Source organism: Paraburkholderia gardini, assembly GCF_907164575.1.
In the GTDB taxonomy this organism is placed as follows: domain Bacteria; phylum Pseudomonadota; class Gammaproteobacteria; order Burkholderiales; family Burkholderiaceae; genus Paraburkholderia; species Paraburkholderia gardini.
Window position 1 is genome coordinate 22,990 of record NZ_CAJQYY010000022.1, and the last position, 16,360, is coordinate 39,349.

General features: G+C 64.1%; 16 protein-coding genes. 7 read left to right on the top strand and 9 right to left on the bottom strand.

Features of this window, described 5'->3' with window-relative positions; all coding sequences use genetic code 11:
* Window positions 1-177 precede the first annotated feature (177 nt).
* On the top strand, window positions 178-1,278 hold the full coding sequence (locus LPA34_RS18405; RefSeq protein WP_228980823.1) for a LacI family DNA-binding transcriptional regulator: 1,101 nt from the start codon (window positions 178-180) through the stop codon (window positions 1,276-1,278).
* Here the strand turns inward: LPA34_RS18405 and LPA34_RS18410 are convergent.
* Together LPA34_RS18410 and LPA34_RS18415 are read right to left on the bottom strand one after the other, a co-directional pair.
* Window positions 1,245-2,177 (bottom strand): LysR family transcriptional regulator, encoded by a 933-nt coding sequence (locus LPA34_RS18410; RefSeq protein WP_228980825.1) that lies wholly within the window; start codon window positions 2,175-2,177, stop codon window positions 1,245-1,247. The two genes, LPA34_RS18405 and LPA34_RS18410, sit on opposite strands and share 34 nt — an antisense overlap.
* 48 nt (window positions 2,178-2,225) lie before the next feature.
* The gene (locus LPA34_RS18415) at window positions 2,226-3,236 is read right to left on the bottom strand and encodes a zinc-binding alcohol dehydrogenase family protein (protein ID WP_228980827.1); all 1,011 of its coding nucleotides are present in this window, start codon (window positions 3,234-3,236) and stop codon (window positions 2,226-2,228) included.
* A gap of 343 nt (window positions 3,237-3,579) precedes the next feature.
* On the opposite strand from LPA34_RS18415, the gene LPA34_RS18420 reads away from it, so the two are divergent.
* The 3 genes from LPA34_RS18420 to LPA34_RS18430 all read left to right on the top strand — a co-directional run bounded on the left by LPA34_RS18420 (window position 3,580) and on the right by LPA34_RS18430 (window position 7,137).
* The gene (locus tag LPA34_RS18420) at window positions 3,580-4,857 is read left to right on the top strand and encodes an NAD(P)/FAD-dependent oxidoreductase (protein WP_228980828.1); all 1,278 of its coding nucleotides are present in this window, start codon (window positions 3,580-3,582) and stop codon (window positions 4,855-4,857) included.
* Window positions 4,858-4,967: 110 nt separating this feature from the next.
* Complete coding sequence (locus LPA34_RS18425) at window positions 4,968-5,648, top strand: TetR/AcrR family transcriptional regulator (RefSeq protein ID WP_228980830.1); 681 nt, start codon at window positions 4,968-4,970, stop codon at window positions 5,646-5,648.
* A 247-nt stretch (window positions 5,649-5,895) separates the two neighbouring features.
* Window positions 5,896-7,137 carry an esterase/lipase family protein gene (locus LPA34_RS18430; protein WP_228980832.1) on the top strand — a complete coding sequence of 414 codons (1,242 nt, stop codon included), beginning with the start codon at window positions 5,896-5,898 and terminating at the stop codon, window positions 7,135-7,137.
* 6 nt (window positions 7,138-7,143) lie between these two features.
* Here the strand turns inward: LPA34_RS18430 and LPA34_RS18435 are convergent, their stop codons facing one another.
* Entirely contained in the window at window positions 7,144-7,998 is an 855-nt protein-coding gene (locus LPA34_RS18435) for a shikimate dehydrogenase (RefSeq protein WP_228980834.1), read from the bottom strand.
* Between the two features lie 280 nt (window positions 7,999-8,278).
* On the opposite strand from LPA34_RS18435, the gene LPA34_RS18440 reads away from it, so the two are divergent.
* From LPA34_RS18440 to LPA34_RS18450, 3 genes are all read left to right on the top strand, one after another.
* A complete protein-coding gene (locus tag LPA34_RS18440; RefSeq protein WP_228980837.1) occupies window positions 8,279-10,198 on the top strand; it encodes a bifunctional sugar phosphate isomerase/epimerase/4-hydroxyphenylpyruvate dioxygenase family protein in 1,920 nt (639 codons plus the stop codon).
* A 198-nt stretch (window positions 10,199-10,396) separates the two neighbouring features.
* The gene (locus tag LPA34_RS18445; RefSeq protein ID WP_228980839.1) at window positions 10,397-10,726 is read left to right on the top strand and encodes a hypothetical protein; all 330 of its coding nucleotides are present in this window, start codon (window positions 10,397-10,399) and stop codon (window positions 10,724-10,726) included.
* 187 nt (window positions 10,727-10,913) lie between these two features.
* Complete coding sequence (locus LPA34_RS18450) at window positions 10,914-11,177, top strand: hypothetical protein (RefSeq protein ID WP_228980842.1); 264 nt, start codon at window positions 10,914-10,916, stop codon at window positions 11,175-11,177.
* 93 nt (window positions 11,178-11,270) lie between these two features.
* Here the strand turns inward: LPA34_RS18450 and LPA34_RS18455 are convergent, their stop codons facing one another.
* The 6 genes from LPA34_RS18455 to LPA34_RS18480 form a co-directional block, all read right to left on the bottom strand.
* Window positions 11,271-11,606, bottom strand: a complete 336-nt coding sequence (locus LPA34_RS18455) for a hypothetical protein (RefSeq protein WP_228980844.1) — start codon at window positions 11,604-11,606, stop codon at window positions 11,271-11,273.
* A 10-nt stretch (window positions 11,607-11,616) separates the two neighbouring features.
* Window positions 11,617-12,384, bottom strand: a complete 768-nt coding sequence (locus tag LPA34_RS18460) for an AraC family transcriptional regulator (RefSeq protein WP_228980847.1) — start codon at window positions 12,382-12,384, stop codon at window positions 11,617-11,619.
* A 127-nt stretch (window positions 12,385-12,511) separates the two neighbouring features.
* Window positions 12,512-13,810 (bottom strand): FAD-dependent oxidoreductase, encoded by a 1,299-nt coding sequence (locus tag LPA34_RS18465; protein ID WP_228980850.1) that lies wholly within the window; start codon window positions 13,808-13,810, stop codon window positions 12,512-12,514.
* Entirely contained in the window at window positions 13,807-14,073 is a 267-nt protein-coding gene (locus LPA34_RS18470; RefSeq protein ID WP_228980853.1) for a 2Fe-2S iron-sulfur cluster-binding protein, read from the bottom strand. The genes LPA34_RS18465 and LPA34_RS18470 overlap by 4 nt, the downstream gene beginning before the upstream one ends.
* Complete coding sequence (locus tag LPA34_RS18475; RefSeq protein ID WP_228980996.1) at window positions 14,066-15,193, bottom strand: NAD(P)/FAD-dependent oxidoreductase; 1,128 nt, start codon at window positions 15,191-15,193, stop codon at window positions 14,066-14,068. Before LPA34_RS18475 ends, LPA34_RS18470 begins: the two co-directional genes overlap by 8 nt.
* Complete coding sequence (locus LPA34_RS18480; protein ID WP_228980856.1) at window positions 15,190-16,137, bottom strand: 4-hydroxyproline epimerase; 948 nt, start codon at window positions 16,135-16,137, stop codon at window positions 15,190-15,192. The genes LPA34_RS18475 and LPA34_RS18480 overlap by 4 nt, the downstream gene beginning before the upstream one ends.
* Window positions 16,138-16,360 lie beyond the last annotated feature (223 nt).

Here is a 16,360-nt window from a genome sequence, read left to right on the forward strand (position 1 = left end):
AATGCGTCACAACAGGAGATTAAGCGCTTAATCAAGTGGCAGAGAAAAAGACGATTGGAACTCAATCGCCTGATCTTGCGCCGTCTCCGGTATGTTCTGTTTCAACGACTTTATCGCGACCGCTGCCGTTGTTGCAAATGTCAGGATGCCATCCCACATGCCAGGGCGTCAACGTTAATGACCACACTGAACGAAGTCGCCGCGCACGCGGGCGTCACGCCCGCGACGGTATCCAACGTATTGCGCAATCGCGGACGGGTCGGCGCGGCCACACGCGAACGTGTGCTGCATGCGGTCAAGGAACTCGGCTATCGGCCTCACCTCGCGGCGCGCGCGCTGGCCGAAGGCCGTGCTCCGACGTTTGCGCTGATGGTATCGAGCATCGCCAATCCGTTCTACCCGGAATTTACCCTTGCAGCCGAACGCGCCGCGCGCACCAGCGGCCATTTTCTGATCGTCTGCAACACGAACGACGATCAGGAGACAGGCCGCGCCTACCTTGAACAGATCGCCGGCACGCTTTCGGAAGGCGTGCTGGTGACGAACGCGGAGCTTGTTTTCGACGACCTGCGCGCCACGGCCGAACGCGGCACACCGGTCGTGCTGTGCATGTGGGAGCGTCCGGACGATCCACCCGGGCTGCCGTGCGTGGCGGTCGATTTCCGGCTTGCGGGCGCGCTCGCGGCGCAACACCTGCTCGACCTCGGACACACGCGCGTGGGCGCGCTCGTCGGCAGCAAGAGCAGCCATGATGACCAGTCGCCGTTCGGCATTCATGGCGCACGGCGCGACGGTTTCGTCGAACGCTTCAACGCGGCCGGCAACGCGCGGATCGTCGCGGAATTCATCTGCGAAGCGGATACGATACGCGGCGGTTATGACGCGGCGCGGCAACTGCTGAAGGCACATCCTGAAGTCACCGCGCTTTACGCCACGAACGACCTGCCCGCACTGGGCGCCATGCATGCAGCGGCCGACATGGGCCTCTCGGTGCCCGACGATCTTTCCGTGGTCGGCATCACAGATATTCAACTGGCGCGCGAATCGCGCCCTGCATTGTCGACCGTCGCCGTGCCGACGGAAGAAGCCGCGCGCATGGCCGTCGATCTGCTACGCGAGTTGATCGACCGCGCGCCGCGCGCGTCACGCGGCAACCCGGACACTACCGGCACGCCGCCGATGCGGGTCACGTCGGCGCCCGTGATGGTACCGCGCGCCTCCACCGCGCCGCCCCGCACGCCGGATCAGCGCACGCGTTCCAGCTTGCGCAAGCGTTGAATGAACTGCTGCGCAGGCGACGAAAGCACACCGCCTTTGCGCGTGACGATGCCAAACGTCGGCGAAGGCGATTTCAGCACGACGGGCAGGATGCGCAACATCTTCTGACGCGCGAAGCGCTCGGCGATGTCGGTCGGCAGCAGCGCGACCAGATCGGTGCTTTGCTGAAGCAGCGTGATCGTCACGAACGTCGATGCCGTCGATATCGGATTGGTCGGCATGCTGATTCCGGCGAGGTCCAGTTCGCGCTCAAGCAACGCATGCAGCGGCATATGGCCCGGATACGTGATCCATCGGTAGCCGCCTAGCGCATGCAGATCCATTTCCTTCGCCACGCGTGGATGAGCGTAGCCGACCACGACCGAAAGCGGTTCATCGCCGAGCGATTGATAGTGATAGCGCGAAGGCTCATCGCTCACGGTCGAACGGCCGATCACGAGATCGAGCCGGCCGTCGTCGAGCAGCATCAGCATGCGCGCGCTCGTATCCTCGACAATCTCGACTGAAAGATTCGGCAGGCTCACGTGCAGTTCGTCCAGAATGGGCGCGACGACATCGGGAATCGCGCCCATGATCGTGCCCACCGCAAGCCGGCCGCCTTTTCCCGAGCGAATCTCGGCCATGTCGTCGCACAGCGCGCTGAGGTCCGTTGCGACCAGCCGTGCGTAGCGGATCACGCAGTGACCGAACTGGTTCACGATCAGGCCGCTTTTCGCGCGCTCGAAGAGCGGTGCTTCGAGCATCGACTCGAGTTCGTGCAGCGCCTTGCTCGCGGCCGACTGTGTCATCGACATCGCGCTCGCAGCCTTGTGCAGCGATTTATGCTCGTCGAGCGCGATCAATAGCTGAAGCTGCTTCATGCGCAGCCTCGACATCAGCACCTGTAGCGTGTTTTTCATGTGAGTCGCAGAAGTGATCGCTATCTGGAAACGATCACTATACCGCGATCAACACTCGACAATCGCCTTCACAACGCCAGCCGATGCGTCGAGCAAACCGGCAAATCGCGCGGGCACGTCGGACAGCTGCAAACGATGTGTGTTGAGCGCGGCGACCGGCACCTTGCCTTCGCGCATCGCGCGAAGCACGGTTTCGAAGTCTTCGTCAGTGGCGTTGCGGCTGCTGAGCAAGGTCGCCTCGCGCTTGTGAAACTCCGGGTCCGCAAACGAAATCGTGTCGCGCACAATCGAGACCAGTACATAGCGCCCGCCGTGCGCGATGAACTCGAAGCCGCGCTCCATCGCTTTCGCGTTACCGGTGGCGTCGAACACGACATCGAAAAATTCGTCGTCCGTCAGCCTCGACAGTTCGGCTTTGTCGTTTTCGCCGATGCACACCGCCGCATGCGCGCCAAGTTCGCGAATGCAGAAATCGAGCCGCTCGGCGCGCGTATCGAGCGCGGTCACCGTGGCACCGCGCAGACGTGCGAACAGCAGCGCCGCCATGCCGATCGGCCCCGTGCCCACGATCAGCACGCGCTCGCCCGTCTTCACGCCGCCGCGACGCACGGCGTGTGCGCCGATGGCGAGAAACTCCAGCATGGCGGCTTCGTCGAGCGAAACGCCTTCGGCCTTGTGTACGAACTGCGAGGGCACGCTCAGGTATTCCGTGAACGCGCCGTCGCGATGCACGCCCAGCACCTCGATATCGACGCAGCAATTCGTCTTGCCCTGCCGGCATGCCACGCACCGCCCGCACGACAGATACGGCATCACGTAGACAGGATCGCCTGTGCGCAGCCCGTCCGCTTCATCGGCCTCCTCGACGATCCCCGAGAATTCATGGCCCATCACGCGCGGATACGCAAGATACGGCTGGTTGCCCGTGAAGATATGCAGATCGGTTCCGCACACGCCAACCCGCTTCACGCGCAGCAACACCTCGCCAGTTGCGCGACACGGCCGCTCACGATTTTGGGCGACAAGCGAGCCGGGATTTTCACAGACGACAGTAAGCATGGGAGCCTTGATGACCAGCAAAGCCGCTGGTTTCGAAAACGCTGACAGGCCCAATGTAGCGACGATCTCACGATCCGGTCAAGCCAATTTACCAGTTCCCACAATTGGCCTGACCTTTACTTCGGGAACAAACCTCAGCACCCGAAGCCAGCGCAACCGCGCGATCCGCTCGTCAACCCGATGTAGGCCGGTTCGTGAAACTTGAGTAACATAGCCGCGCATACCATCACTCCATTCTCCATGACAGCCGGGCCCGTTGTGTCCAGCGGCAAGCTGTTGCCGGTGTCCTGAAACCATGTTGAGCGTCTAGCGCCCTTCTGCGGCACCGCACACCTGAATCCTTATGCAGAGTTTCTACGAAGCGAGCGTCACGCGTCCCGGGCACGCGCGGCTCACCGGCCGGCGCAGCGCGCAGGTGTGTATTGTCGGCGGCGGGCTGGCGGGACTTTCGACGGCGCTTGGGCTTGTCGAGCGTGGCGTTCGTGATGTCGTCGTGCTCGAAGCGGAGCAGTTGGGCTTCGGTGCGTCGGGCCGCAACGGCGGTTTCGTGTTCGGCGGCTACAGCCTCGATTGCGCGGACCTGCTGAAGGCACTCGGTCCGCAACGCGCGCGCGAACTCTATACGCTCACCACCGACGCCGTCGACCTGATGCGCGCGCGCATCCAGCGCTATCACATCGACTGCGACACGACGCACGCCGGAGTGATTCTCGCGAACTGGTTCGACGAACCCGCGCGACTCGAAACACAGCGACGTCTGATGAAAGATTCGTTCGGCGTCGACTGGACACCCCTCACCAGAGCGCAACTCGCTGAAAAACTGAAATCGCGGCGCTATCACGGCGGCCTGCTCGAACACAACGCGTTCCACTTTCATCCGCTGAAATACGTGCTCGGTGTTGCGCGCGCCGCGGTTTCAGCCGGGGCGGATCTTTACGAACACTCGCCGGTCGTGAGCCTCGAGCGTCAGGGCAACGGCTTTCTCGTCACCACCGCCGAAGGCGCGATCGACACGCAGCATGTCGTGATGGCGGGCGGCGGCTACGCACGCAACGTGTACCGCCGGGTCGAGCGCGCGGTGTTGCCGGTGGCGACCTACGTGATGGCAACCGAGGCGCTCGGCGCGCGTCTGAAAAACGCGCTCGACTGTGAGTCAGCGGTATACGACACGCGCTTCGCTTTCGACTATTACCGTCCACTGCCCGACACGCGGATTCTGTGGGGCGGGCGCATCTCGATACGCGATCGCCAGCCGGAGGCTATCGCCCGTCTGCTGCGTCGCGATCTGCTGAAGGTGTATCCGCAACTGCACGACGTGCGCATCGATTACGCGTGGGGCGGTTTGATGAGCTACGCGCGGCACAAGATGCCGCAGATCGGCCAGAGCACCGACGGCGTCTGGTACGCAGTCGGCTTCGGCGGACATGGCATGGCGCCCACCACCGTTTCAGGCGAACTGCTCGCGGCGGCGATTTCGGGCGAGCGTCCGGTTCCCGAAGCGTTCAGCCATTTCGGCCTGACACGCACATTCGGCGCACTCGGTCTGGCCGCTGCACAACTCACGTACACGACGATGCAAACGCGCGACGCACTCGCTGCACGCCACCGGCCGGCACGCTAGCAGCACGTCCTCGCAAAGCACGAAAGACCGGCTTCGACATGCCGCAAACCCACGTCGGATGGGGCTTTTCGGCGTGCTAGAATGCGCCGTCATCGCCGCTGAAATGCACAATGAAAAAGGGAATCAAGGCAGCCGGGCCCGACAATACCGGCATCCCGTCTGAAGCCCGGCGCAAGTACGATCCCGAAGAAACCAGACGGAACATCCTCGAAGTCGCGACAGAGGAATTCTCCGCGATGGGTCTCAGCGGCGCACGGGTCGACGCGATCGCCGAACGCACGAACACCACGAAGCGCATGCTGTACTACTACTTCGGCAGCAAGGAAGGGCTGTACGAGGCTGTGCTCGACAAGGTGTATGGCGATATCCGCACGCACGAGCAGGATCTGAACATCGGCGAACTGGACCCGCGCGGCGGCCTGCATACGCTCGTTGAATTCACGTTCGACTATCACGACAGGAATCGTGACTTCGTTCGCCTTATCAACATCGAGAACATTCACGACGCGAAATACATCGAGCAGTTGAAAACGTTCAAACAGCGCAATGCGAGCGTGCTGCGAACGATCGAAGACCTCCTTGCGCGCGGCGTGGCCGCCGGCCAGTTCCGTGACGACATCGACGCGTTCGATCTGTATCTGATGATCAGTTCGCTGTGCTTTCATCGCGTCGCGAACCGTCATACGTTCGGCGCCGCGTTTGGGCGCGATCCCTCGCACCCGCGTCTGCGGGCACGCCATCGCGCGATGGTGGTCGACGCGGTACTGCGCTTCGTCAAGCGCGAGGACTGACTGGTCGGGCAGCGCGCGGCGCGGGCGATGGACGTTCTGCCTTTCTTGCGTCTGGCCTCCCCCGAAGCAATTCGTTACTCAACAGTTCACACTATTACGAAAATATTTGTCAAATATTTTGTTATCCTGATCATTATCAAAGACTCGTCGTATCGGCTTTGACTGCACTTCGGTGCGCGCGGGACAGTGTTGAGCGCTGTACCCGTCACCGCAGTCCTTCCAAACCCACTACGACGAGAACCAGAAGATGCCGAGTACCCGTCATGCCGCCACTTCGCCCGCACAACCCGCTTCCCACGCAGCATCTCACGCGCACAAAAAACCGCCTGCGCACAATCCTTATCCAACCGTGCTCGTTCACGGCATGGCCGGCTGGGGTCGCGACGAAATCTTCGGACAGCTTTTCCGTTACTGGGGCGGCGCCAAAGGCGATATCCAGGAGTATCTGAACAGCAAGGGCTACACAACGTTCACGGCATCGATGGGACCGCTGTTGAGCAACTGGGACCGCGCCTGCGAGCTGTATTGCTTCATCAAGGGCGGGGTCGTCGATTACGGCGCGGTTCACTCGGCGCGTTACGGCCATCAGCGCTACGGGCGCAGCTACCCTGGCGTGCTTCCCCAGTGGAGTGAAGCGCACAAGGTGCATATGATCGGCCACAGCATGGGCGGCCCGACCGGACGCACACTGATCCAGCTGCTGGAACACGGCGACCCCGACGAGATGGCATTCGATCCGGGCCCACGTGAAGCGCCTACCTCGGATCTGTTCAAGGGCGGCAAGCAGTGGGTGCATAGCTTCACGTCAGTGGCAGGCGTGCAGAACGGCGCGCTCACGGCGGATGATTACCTCAACTTTCCGACGTTTCTCAGGGATATTTTCTACAGCGTGGCGGCGCTCGCGGGCGTGGCCGGCAAGGAACCGCTCTACGACTTCAACCTGCAGCATTGGGGGCTTCAGCGCGAGGAAGGAGAGGGCCACGAGGAATACATCCGGCGCGTGTTCGAAAGCCATATCTGGAAAACCAATGACGGGTGCATCTACGACCTGTCCACCGTCGCCGCGCATTTCCAGAACACGTGGGCGCTGACGTCGGAGAACGTGTACTACGCGTCGTACGCGATCGACGGCACGTTTCCTGGCCCGCAAGGCATTCGCGTGCCGACACCCAACATGAATCCACTGCTGAAACCCACGGGCACGGCCGTGGGCATGAACAGGAAAGATCTCGGTGGCGGCTACGCGGCCTGGCGCCCCAACGACGGCCTCGTGAGCGTGCCTTCAGCGCAGTTTCCGCTCGGTCACGCGCATGCGTTCGTCGAACCGGGCATGCCGTTCGAACCGAAAAAGGGCGTCTGGTACGTACACCCTACCCTGATGGGCAAGGACCACTTCAATATCGTCATGCCACTGCACGAAGTCACGATCGACGAACTGAACGCGTTTTACGAGGAAATCGCACGCTACAACCACGCGTTGCCGGCATGACGCCGGTCATTTCAGCAACGACTCAAAGTGCGTGAACATGCGCCCGGCGTCGGGTTCGAGCCCGGTAAAGAGCCGGAACGCATCGACGGCCTGATAAACCGCCATGCCGCCGCCGCTCAGCGTGCGGCATCCGGCGGCCTCGGCGGCCTGCAGAAGCGCCGTGCGGATCGGAAAATAGACGACGTCGGCGACCCACATGCCCGCGCGCAACAACTCCGCGGGCAACGGCATGCCAGGTAGCTTCGCCATGCCGACCGGCGTTGCGTGAATCAGGCCAGTCGCGCCCGCCATGACGTCCGGCAGCGAGCCGCCCGCGTTCACACGGGCCTTGGGAAAGCGCGTTTGCAGATCGGCGGCGAGCGCGGTGGCCCGCGCCGGTTCGACATCGAACACCGTGAACGCGCGCGCACCCATTGTCAGCGCGGCATGCGCAACAGCCGCGCCCGCGCCACCCGCGCCCAGTTGCACCACGTCATCCAGCGAAACGTCCGGCAGACCACGTTTGAACGCGCGCGCAAAGCCGGACCAGTCGGTGTTATGCCCGATGCGCCGGCCGTCCTTCAGCAGCACGGTGTTCACTGCGCCGAGCGCGCGCGCGTCGTCGGACAGTTCGTCGAGCAGCGCAATGACGTGCTGCTTGCACGGATACGTAATATTCAGCCCGTTGTAACCCATCCGCTCAGCGGCAGTGAGGAGGTCCGGCAACGCGGACACGTCGAGCTTCAACGCCGCCAGATCGATCCGGCGATAGACGTAGTTCAGGCCAAGCTGACTCGCCTCCCGCTCATGCATGGCCGGGCTCAGCGAACCGTCAATGCCTGAACCGATCAGGCCCACGAGATGCGATGTCTGCACGTTCATTTCCACTCCTCTGCCCTCGTCCGGGCCCGGTGGCCCTGTGTTGCGTGCCTGCAGCCCGCCTGTAGCGGTCGCTGGCGTGCGCGCGGGTTTTTACGAATTTGTACGATCTAGTTAGTTTGTTTATAGTGTAGCGCAAGTTATCCGGCCGGTGTGCGTCGTTGTATTCCCCAGGTATGTAGTTGACGGGTACACCCCGGTGTCATGACACTGCGATTTGCCGGCCGTGCCGCCGTGTCATTCGCCCGTTCCATTTTTCACCTCAGTCAGGCAGGAGTCGCACATGAAGCGTTCGATCGCCACCGTGTCCATCAGCGGGACGCTTGTCGAGAAACTGACGGCCATCCAGGCGGCCGGTTTCGACGGCATCGAGATCTTCGAAAACGATCTGCTGTATTTCGACGGCTCGCCTGCCGACGTGCGGCGCATCGCAAGCGATCTGGGTCTGGAAATCGTCCTGTTCCAGCCGTTTCGCGATTTCGAAGGGGTGAGCGCCGAGCGTCTCGCGCGCAATCTCGACCGGGTGAAACGCAAGTTCGATCTGATGCACGAACTGGGTACGGACCGGATTCTCGTCTGCAGCAATGTGTCGCCGGAGACGATCGGCGACGACGCCCTGATCGTCGACCAGCTCGGCGCGCTTGCGCGCGCGGCGCAGGAAGCCGGCGTGATCGCGGGTTACGAGGCGCTCGCATGGGGACGACACGTGAATTCGTACCGCCACGCATGGCGGCTCGTCGACGCAGTCGATCATCCGAATCTCGGGCTCGTGCTCGACAGCTTCCACACGCTGTCGATCGACGATCCGGTCGGCGAAATCGCGGCCATTCCGGGCGAGCGCATCGCGTTCGTGCAGATCGCGGACGCGCCGAAGCTCGCCATGGACGTGCTCGAATGGAGCCGTCACTACCGCTGCTTTCCGGGTCAGGGCGATTTCGATCTGGCCGCCTTCACGGCGCGCGTGATCGAGACCGGCTACGACGGCCCACTGTCGCTCGAAATCTTCAACGACGGCTTTCGCGCGGCCCCGACGGCCATTACCGCCGTCGACGGCTACCGCTCGCTGCTCTTCCTCGAAGAAGAAACGCGCGCGGTGCTGGAGCGCGAAGGCAAGCCGGTCGAAGAGACCGGACATCTGTACGAATCACCGCCGGCGCCCGTTCACGTCGGCTTCCAGTTCCTCGAATTCGCCGTCGACGACACCGCACGCAATCAGCTCATCGACTGGCTGACGCGGCTGCGTTTCCGGCGCACCGGCCAGCATCGCTCGAAGGACGTCGCGCTGTACCAGCACGGCGCCGCGTCGATCGTGCTGAACGCCGAGGCCGATTCGTTCGCGAGTGCGTTTTTCAACCAGCACGGGCTTTCGCTGTGCGCGTCGGCGTTTCGCGTCGACGATGCAAAGCTCGCGTTCCAGCGCGCCGCCGGCTTCCGGTACGCGCCGTTCTCCGGCCGCGTCGGGCCGAACGAACGCGTGTTGCCGGCGGTGCAGGGACCGGATGGCAGTCTCAACTATTTCGTCGACGAAGCCCCCGACGAGCCGACGCTTTTCGAAGCCGATTTCGTGCTCACCGACGTGAACGGCCCCGGCGACGCAGGGGCGCTGACTGGAATCGATCACGTGTGCCTGTCGCTGCCGGCCGATTCGCTGAACGCGTGGGTGCTGTTCTTCAAGACCGCGTTCGGCTTTCAGGCGGAAGCCGACTGGCTCGTTCCCGATCCGTATGGTCTCGTGCGCAGCCGCGCGGTGCGCAGTCGGGACGGCTCGGTGCGCATCGCGCTCAATGCTTCGATGGACCGGCATACGGCGGTCTCAGAATCGCTGTCGATGTATCGCGGGTCGGGCCTGAACCACGTCGCGTTCGGCACCGCCGACATCTTCAGCACCCTCCCCGGGTTCATCGCGAACGGCCTGCCGCTGCTGCGCATCCCGCGCAACTATTACGACGACCTTGCCGCGCGTTACGGCCTCGCCGACGATCTGCTCGAAGCGTTACGGACGCACAACATCCTGTATGACCGCGACGAGCGCGGCGGCGAATTCTTTCACGCGTATACGGAACAGTTCGACCACCGGTTCTTCCTCGAAATCGTCGAGCGGCGCGGCGGCTACGACGGCTACGGCGCGGCAAATGCGGCCGTCAGGCTCGCCGCGCAGGCGCAGCAGAAGAAGAAGCCGGCCCGCCCTTCTGGCCCTGCCTGAGAAACCGTTTAAGCCCTTTGAGCACGGCGTCCGGACGGCCGCGGCCTGGCCGCCCGGAGGCTGCCCAGGCCGGGCCCGATATAATGACGGTTAATCCGCACCCTCGCGCCTGCCGGTGTTCACGCTGAAATACGGCCTGACGGCGCCATCCTGGCGTCACGAACACAGCCCGCGCGGACTGAAAAGGCCAGGAGAGTTATGAAGAAAATTGTCGCAACCCTGTCGATCCCTCTTTTTCTCGCTGCCTGCGCGCAGTTCCAGAACCCCGATGCCGGCGATCCGGTCGCCGATCAACCGACACAACGCTCCGTGAGCGACGTGGTCAATTGCCTGACCGAACAGGCCCGGAAACATAACGCCCAGTTCAAGACGACGTCGATTCCGCAAGGCTCGATGCTCGACTTCGGCGATTCGAACATCGTGAAGGTGCGCGCCGACAATGGCGCAACGCAATACCGCTTCTACGCGGGCGAGCGCCACGTGGACAACCTGTGGCTCGAAAGCGCCACCAGAACCTGCGCGCCCTGATCTACCACGTATCGCATACCCGCGCCTCATGCGCGGCGACGGATACCGGTAGCAAGGTCGGCGGCTACGTGTAAGCGCGGGTAATGCGGGCCGGGTCACATCGACGGATGCAGCGCGGGCCCTTAATAATCGTTTAAGAATCGCTCCGTAGGATTCGCCGGACACCAACGTAGACAAGGTGCGCCCAATGAACGAACAAAACACGAATCCTGGCGTAGCTCCCGCTAGCCCAAAGCGGCCGACGATATTGCGCCGGCTGCTGAGCCATCACGAGCTCGCCACATTGCTGCTCCTGCTGCACTCGCCGGTCGATGCAATGGCCAAGCCCGAAATTCCCGGATTGCAGGAAGCTGGCCTCGTCGAGCAGGTTGCATCCGCGGACACGAGTACGCCGCGTTTCCGTTTGACGCCGGAAGGCAACGCGATTCTGCGAGGCCTGGGTGTCAAATAAGCGCCCGTAAGCGCCTGTACGCGCGAGAAAACCACAGGCACGGTTTCAAACGCTGAGGGTCTACGTTGGCGCCTTCAGGTGCAGACAGGACCATCAGGCCTGCCATACCGCGTACCCTGCCTCACGCAGTCCGATTCCAAGCTCCACTTCCATGTCAACCGCGCCGTCGTACGGCATCGGGTTGTACACCTCATACAGATGCGGCAGCAGCCGCAGACCATAGTCGCGCACGTAGCGGTTCGACTGGATGCCGGCCTTGTGCCGGTCGAAGCGCAAGTCCGGGTCGAGCCCGGTCATCCCGACATAGACGCACGGTTTATCGAAACGGTAATCCGGATTCGCGCGGCGAAAGCGCGCTTCATTCCACACGGTTTCTTCGAGTTCGACGACGTACACATAGTAATGATGTGTCTTCTTCAGGCGCGCCATGTGCCCTGCTTCAGCCGCGCGCGCTGTCGTTTAGCAGCATCCGGTATTCAGTCGGCGTGATGCCGACCGTCGCCTTGAACTGCCGCGTGAACGCGCTGTGATCGGTGTAACCGCAGAGCGCGGCGACATCGGTGACCTTGTCGGTGGTGACGAGCAGCGCGGTCGCGGCGTCGAGGCGCGTTTTCAGCAGCACCTGACGCGGCGTCAGATGAAAGACCTTGTGAAAATACCGTTCGAGCTGGGCCACCGACATGTCCGCCATCTCCGCCAGTTGCTTGAGGTTGAGCGGCTGCACGTAGTTGTCCTGGATGTACTGCACGGTGGCCGCCAGCTTGCTGTACGCGGGATGACTACTCTCGTCGGCCCTGAGATCGCGCGAGATGCCCGCGAGACCCACGACGTGGCCTTGCGGATCGTGCAGCGGCTGCTTGCACGTCAGGCACCAGCCGGGTTGCCGCCCGGGGTACAGATGCAGTTCGAGCTGGTCGAGCATCTGGTTGCCGATGTGGATGATCGCCTTGTCCTGCTCGGTATAGATGCGGCCGAAGCGCCGTGGAAACACGTCTTCGGCGGTTCTGCCCAGCAGCGCGGCCTTCTCCTTGAAACCGCAACGCGAAGCGAGCGTGCGGTTCACGAGGACGTAGCGCGCCTCCGTATCCTTGATGAAGAAGACGACGTCCGGCATCGCGTCGAATACCGGCTCCAGCAGCGTGAAATGCGAAAGCATGCCGGCCAGTGTCGCGGCGGCCGGCTCGAGCGTTGCAGCCAGCGTGTTCATCGTAGGGGTCCCGTGAGGTCGATAACGGTGCGGCAGGTCGAGTCGGCTCGATTATAGGGCCGCACGGTGCATGGAAAAAATCGGTGAAAGCAGCGGATCGACGCTTCGGCGCAGCGGCGTTTCAACTTTAGCGGGCGGATTCGCTGTCGTGTCTATCATCGCTGGCGGCGATCAGCGTCGCGATCCGCGCGGGACTGAACGGCGGACGAGGCTGGGACTGGGCGGCATCCCAGCCGAAGAAGGTCTGCGCGGCCGCGCCGCAGATGCGCCCCTGACACGCGCCCATGCCGCAGCGCGTATGCAGCTTCGCGTCGCGCCAGCTGGCGTGCGCGCGGACTTCGCCCACCGTGACGTCTTCGCAGCGGCACAGCAGCGTATCGCCGGACGGCGGGACGCGCGCCCGGTCGGTTAGCGTGAAGGCGTCTTCGACGCACCGGGCGAAGCGTCGCCAGCGATCACGTTGTGCGAGCAACGAAACAGCCTCCTGCGTGGCGACCCCTGCAGAGGTGAAGCCCGCGATCCGCCCTTCGATACGCGCCAGTTCCATACCGCCGATTCCCGTGCATTCGCCCGCTGCCAGCACCCCATCGACCGAAGTGCGTTGCGCGTCGTCGACGGCAATCGCGCCCGTTGCATCGAGCACGCAGCCGAGCGACTGTGCGAGCGTCACGTTTGGCACGAGACCGTAACCGCACGCGATGCGCTCGCACCCCAGCGTCTCTTCCTTCGATCCCCGCCGGATCACGACGGCCTCGACGCGGCCGTGACCTTGCGCTTCCTTCACCACGCTGTTCGTCCAGTAGCGCAACCCCGCGAAGCCGCGCGTGAGTTGCGCGGCCTGCAGCAGTTTCGACGGTGTTCGCACAAGCGCCACGCCAAACCGCGCGACCGCGGCGGCCGACGCCTGCTCGATCACCGCGACGACATGCGCGCCCGCTTCGCGCGCGCTGGCAAGCGCCGCGATCAGGAGCGGCCCGCTGCCCGCGATCACGACCCGTTCGCCGCGCACGGGCGTGCCGCCCTTGATCAACGCCTGCAACGCGCCCGCGCCGGTCACGCCGGGGAGCGTCCAGCCCGCGAACGGCAGGAAGCGCTCGCGCGCGCCGGTCGCGAGGATCAACTGGTCGTAATGCAACGTGACGCCGTCTTCCACGCCCGATTCGATCAATAGTCCACGTTCAGGTAACGGCGCGACGACACGCGTCGAAGGCCAGAGGCTGACGTTGGCATGACCTTTCAGCGCGGCAAGTACATCTCCCAGCAATGCGCCTGGCGCATGCGCCGGGCCCTGCCGCCAGACCTGGCCACCGGGGCGCGGATTGTCGTCGAGCACGGCGACGCGTGCACCCTGCCGCGCGGCCGTGCGCGCCGCGTCCAGTCCCGCCGGACCGGCGCCCACGACCACGACGTCGTAGTGCGCTGTCATCGCGGCCCCGTCGTTTCGATGATCTGGCCTTCGCGGCACAGGGTCTGGCAGGCGAGCACATGCGCGCGGCCATCGACCGTCACGCGACACTCCTGGCAAACACCCATTCCACAAAGCGGCGCACGCGGCTGGCCGCTTACCGAGGTGCGCGAACAGCGCGCGCCCGCAATCGCGAGCGCGGCCGCGACTGTCGCGCCTTCGGCAATCGCAATCGTGTCGCCATTCACCGTGACCCGAACCAGCGTGGCGTTGGCTTCACGCATGATGCTTTTCCTCGCTGAAGCGGGCGGGCAAATACGGCTCAACCGGAATCGGCGCCGCACTCTGCGTGATTTGCGCGGCCAGGAGCTTCGCGGTCGCGAGCGAAGTCGTCACGCCAAGACCTTCGTGTCCAAGCGCGAGCCACACGCCGGGCGCCATGTCGCCGGCTGGGCCGATCAGCGGCAAGCCGTCCGGCGACGCCGCGCGAAATCCGGTCCACGCACGAATGCCGTTCAGCGCCGGCAACGCGGGCAGATATTGCGCCGCGCGCCGCAACATCTGCCCGAGGACAGGCATTTCGACAGCCGGATCGATCGAATCGAACTGGCGCGATGAGCCGATCAGAAGTTGCCCCGTCGGACGCGGCTGCGCGTTGAACGCCACCGACGTGCCGCTCGCGTGATGCGCGCTCTTGATGTAACCGAGTTCGAGCAGCTGATGCCGGATCACGCCGGGGTATCGATCGGTGATCAGGAGATGGCCCTTCTTCGGCTGCAACGGCACCGACGGCACGAGGCGGTGCGCCGCGATCCCGTTCGCGACGATCACATGCGCCGCGCCGATCCGCTCGCCGCTGCGTAACGTCACATGCCGCGCGTCGACGTTTGCCACTTCGGTGCTGAGCCGCACGTTGATGTTCGCCGCGGACGGCGATTGCGTGAGCAACCATTCCGCAACGGTCGGCGCGTACACAACGCTGTCGTGTTCAATGCGCAAGCCGCCTGTCATCGATGGCGCGAGCGCCGGTTCGCATGCATGCAGCGCCTGCGCGTCCAGCATTTGCGCCGCGACGCCCTGCGCCGCGAACGCGTCGTGCATCGCGCGGGCGGCGGCCAGTTCCTCATCGTCGGCGGCGACCCATAGCGTGCCGCAGCGCGCGAACGTGTCGCGCGTGCGAAGCCGCGGCGCGAGGTCGAGCCACAGGTCGCGCGAATACCGGCTCAGCGCGAATTCCGCCGGCGTGTCGTTCATCACGACAATGTGACCCATGCCGGCAGCCGTCGCGCCGCCACCGATGCCGCCCGCGTCGATCACGTCGACGCGCATGCCGCGCGCCGCCAGCTCCGCCGCGCACGCAGCGCCGACAATGCCCGCGCCGACGATCAACGCATCCGCCGTCATTGCGTCCGGATGCCCCACGCGAACGGATCGCGATCATCGAAGCACAGCTTGCCCTCGGCCATGATGTGCGCGTGACCGGTAATCGTCGGGATGACCGTATCGCTGGCATCGCCCGCGCGCCAGCTCGCCTCGAACACGCTGCCGATGATGCTTTCCTGGCGCCACACCGCGCCTTCGGCGAGCTTGCCGTCCGCCGCCAGACACGCGACTTTCGCGCTCGTGCCCGTGCCGCACGGCGAGCGGTCGTAGGCGTTGCCCGGACACAGCACGAAGCTGCGGCTGTCGTTGCCCGGCTGCGCAGGCGGTCCGAAAAGTTCGACGTGGTCGATCAACGCGCCGTCGGCGCCGGTGATGTTCTGCGCGATCAGCGCGTCGCGTATCGCCGAGGTGAACGTCGTGAGTTCCACGATGCTGGCCGGCACCAGCGTGCGCCCATGACCCGCGACGAGGAAAAACCAGTTACCGCCCCAGGCGACGTCGCCCGTCAGCGGACCGTAACCGGGCACGTCGACCGTCACGGCACTGCGATGCCGGCGCGCGGGCACGTTGCGCACGGAAACGCTGCCGTCGTCATTGAGCGTCGCGTCGACGACGCCCACCGGCGTTTCGATGCGATGCTGACCGGGCCCGATGCGTCCCATATGCGCAAGCGACACGACGAGCCCGATCGTGCCGTGCCCGCACATGCCCAGATAGCCGACATTGTTGAAGAAGATGACGCCCGCCGCGTTTTCGGGGTCGTCCGGTTCGCACAGCAGCGCGCCGACCACGACATCCGATCCGCGCGGCTCGGTGACGATGCCCGCGCGCCAGTCGTCGAAGCGCGTGCGCAGCACGTCGAAACGCTCCGCGAGCGTACCGCTGCCAATATCCGGGCCACCCGACACGACGAGACGGGTCGGCTCACCGCCCGTGTGCGAGTCAATCACATTGAGGGTTTTCATGTCGCCATGGTAGAAACGAAGCCCCCGCGAGTCTTGGCATGATTCGACGCACACAATGACGATTTCAGCATAGCGCACGGATCTGCGCGTTGTCGCATCGCGGGCGCCGCCCTGTGCCAGCGCGCGGCGGGCCGACGCGTGCTCGCCCTGTGCTGAAATCGTCATCCGGTACGCGGGAATCGCGCAAGACCCCGGCATTTTCGGCGATTAGACTTGGCTCAGA

What these genes read in the sequence shown, in the direction of transcription:
- LPA34_RS18405 (WP_228980823.1), top strand. Translation starts at nt 178, where the DNA reads ATGACCACACTGAACGAAGTCGCCGCGCACGCGGGCGTCACGCCCGCG.
- LPA34_RS18410 (WP_228980825.1), bottom strand. Translation starts at nt 2,177, where the DNA reads ATGAAAAACACGCTACAGGTGCTGATGTCGAGGCTGCGCATGAAGCAG.
- LPA34_RS18415 (WP_228980827.1), bottom strand. Translation starts at nt 3,236, where the DNA reads ATGCTTACTGTCGTCTGTGAAAATCCCGGCTCGCTTGTCGCCCAAAAT.
- LPA34_RS18420 (WP_228980828.1), top strand. Translation starts at nt 3,580, where the DNA reads ATGCAGAGTTTCTACGAAGCGAGCGTCACGCGTCCCGGGCACGCGCGG.
- LPA34_RS18425 (WP_228980830.1), top strand. Translation starts at nt 4,968, where the DNA reads ATGAAAAAGGGAATCAAGGCAGCCGGGCCCGACAATACCGGCATCCCG.
- LPA34_RS18430 (WP_228980832.1), top strand. Translation starts at nt 5,896, where the DNA reads ATGCCGAGTACCCGTCATGCCGCCACTTCGCCCGCACAACCCGCTTCC.
- LPA34_RS18435 (WP_228980834.1), bottom strand. Translation starts at nt 7,998, where the DNA reads ATGAACGTGCAGACATCGCATCTCGTGGGCCTGATCGGTTCAGGCATT.
- LPA34_RS18440 (WP_228980837.1), top strand. Translation starts at nt 8,279, where the DNA reads ATGAAGCGTTCGATCGCCACCGTGTCCATCAGCGGGACGCTTGTCGAG.
- LPA34_RS18445 (WP_228980839.1), top strand. Translation starts at nt 10,397, where the DNA reads ATGAAGAAAATTGTCGCAACCCTGTCGATCCCTCTTTTTCTCGCTGCC.
- LPA34_RS18450 (WP_228980842.1), top strand. Translation starts at nt 10,914, where the DNA reads ATGAACGAACAAAACACGAATCCTGGCGTAGCTCCCGCTAGCCCAAAG.
- LPA34_RS18455 (WP_228980844.1), bottom strand. Translation starts at nt 11,606, where the DNA reads ATGGCGCGCCTGAAGAAGACACATCATTACTATGTGTACGTCGTCGAA.
- LPA34_RS18460 (WP_228980847.1), bottom strand. Translation starts at nt 12,384, where the DNA reads ATGAACACGCTGGCTGCAACGCTCGAGCCGGCCGCCGCGACACTGGCC.
- LPA34_RS18465 (WP_228980850.1), bottom strand. Translation starts at nt 13,810, where the DNA reads ATGACAGCGCACTACGACGTCGTGGTCGTGGGCGCCGGTCCGGCGGGA.
- LPA34_RS18470 (WP_228980853.1), bottom strand. Translation starts at nt 14,073, where the DNA reads ATGCGTGAAGCCAACGCCACGCTGGTTCGGGTCACGGTGAATGGCGAC.
- LPA34_RS18475 (WP_228980996.1), bottom strand. Translation starts at nt 15,193, where the DNA reads ATGACGGCGGATGCGTTGATCGTCGGCGCGGGCATTGTCGGCGCTGCG.
- LPA34_RS18480 (WP_228980856.1), bottom strand. Translation starts at nt 16,137, where the DNA reads ATGAAAACCCTCAATGTGATTGACTCGCACACGGGCGGTGAGCCGACC.